Source organism: Polaromonas sp. P1_E3, assembly GCF_056405935.1.
Window position 1 is genome coordinate 1 of the sequence record NZ_JBFUBD010000531.1, and the last position, 1,579, is coordinate 1,579.

1 protein-coding gene and 1 pseudogene are annotated in these 1,579 nt (G+C 63.4%); both read right to left on the reverse strand.

Annotated elements, in window-relative coordinates; all coding sequences use genetic code 11:
- Positions 1–188: pseudogene (locus tag AC1D0Z_RS21350) on the reverse strand (protein-L-isoaspartate O-methyltransferase); the annotation flags it as partial.
- A gap of 62 nt (positions 189–250) precedes the next feature.
- On the reverse strand, positions 251–1,579 hold a 1,329-nt coding region (locus tag AC1D0Z_RS21355), incomplete at its 5' end, for an efflux RND transporter permease subunit (RefSeq protein ID WP_477660160.1).

Sequence of the window (1,579 nt, forward strand, 5' to 3'; positions counted from 1 at the left end):
AGCATGCACTGGCCCGGTCCGGCGCCCAGCGGGATTTCCATGTCGACAAAAGCCAGCGCCTTGTGGGCAGCCGGGACAAAGTCTTCGCGCTTGACCACGGCCAGCAGGGAAAGGACCTGGTTGTCCAGCACTTCCCAGGGGCGGATTTGCTGCTCAATCATGTTGAATCGGGCTTGTTCGTAGTTCATGGCGGACCTGTAAGTTGGCGAAATGGGGGAGGGTGGGCTGTACACGAGATAAACCTTTGATTTTAGCGGTCACCCATGACGGCGGCCGGCGTTGCAGCAGGCATGTCCGTGGCGTCTTGCGGCGGTGTTTTAGGGCCGAATTTGCGCTTGAACCACTGGCCCAGGTCGTCCAGGTAGCAGTAGGTCACCGGCACCACCACCAGGGTCAGCAGCGAAGAGGTGATGACGCCGCCGATCACGGCCTGGCCCATGGGCGCGCGCTGCTCCGAGCCTTCGGTCAGGGCAAAGGCCAGCGGCACCATGCCGAAGATCATCGCCAGCGTGGTCATCAGGATAGGGCGCAGCCGTACCTTGGCGGCATGCAGCAGTGCATCGCTGCGGTTCATGCCCGGAACGCGGTGGCCGTCCACGTCTACCTGGTCGGCGCGCATGCGAATGGCAAAGTCGACCAGCAAAATCGCGTTCTTGGTCACCAGGCCCATCAGCATCACCACGCCGATGATGGAAAACATCGAGAGCGTGGAGCGGAACAGCAGCAGCGCCAGCACCACGCCAATCAGCGTCAGCGGCAGCGAGGTCATCAGCGCCATGGGCTGCAAAAAGCTCTTGAACTGGCTGGCCAGGATCATGTAGATGAACAAAATGGCCATCACCAGCGCCGACACCGCATAGCCAAAAGATTCAGCCATGTTCTTGGTGGAGCCGCTGAACTGGTAGCGATAGCCGGGTGGAAAGTTGAAGTTTTCCAGTGCGGCCTTGATGTCGTTGGACACCTCACCGGCCGAGCGGTTATAGACGTTGGCGTTGATCGCGACTTCGCGCGCCATGTCGCGCCGGTTGATCTGGTTGGGCCCGGTGGATTCCTTCACGGTGGCCACCTGGTTGAGCCGCACCATGTGCGCAGCGCCGTCCGCGCCGCTGCCGGGCGTGCTCATGAAGGGCAGGCGCTCCAGGTCCTCTGGCGCATTGCGCGCATCGGGCGCCAGGCGCACGTTCACGTCGTAAGTCTGGTCGTCGGGGGCGCGCCAGTTGCCCACGGTTTGCCCCGCCACCAGGGTGCGCAGCGATGCGGCGATCTGCGACACGGAGAGGCCCAGGTCGGAAGCCGCGTCGCGCCGCACCGCAATTTCGATGACCGGCTTGTCGGCCTTGACGCTGGAGTCCAGGTCGACCAGGCCGGGAATGCCGCGAATCTTGTCGTTGATGGCGCGCGTGAGGCGCTCCAGTTCCTTCAAGTCAGTGCCCTGCAGGGAAAACTCCACCTKCTTGTTGCCGCCCACGGCGTCGAGCAGCCCGACGTGCGTCACCGTGATGCCCGGCACCTGCTTGAGGCGCTCGCGCAGCACGCCCGACATTTCGTCAACGCTGCGCGTGCGTGCCTTGCGGTCCAC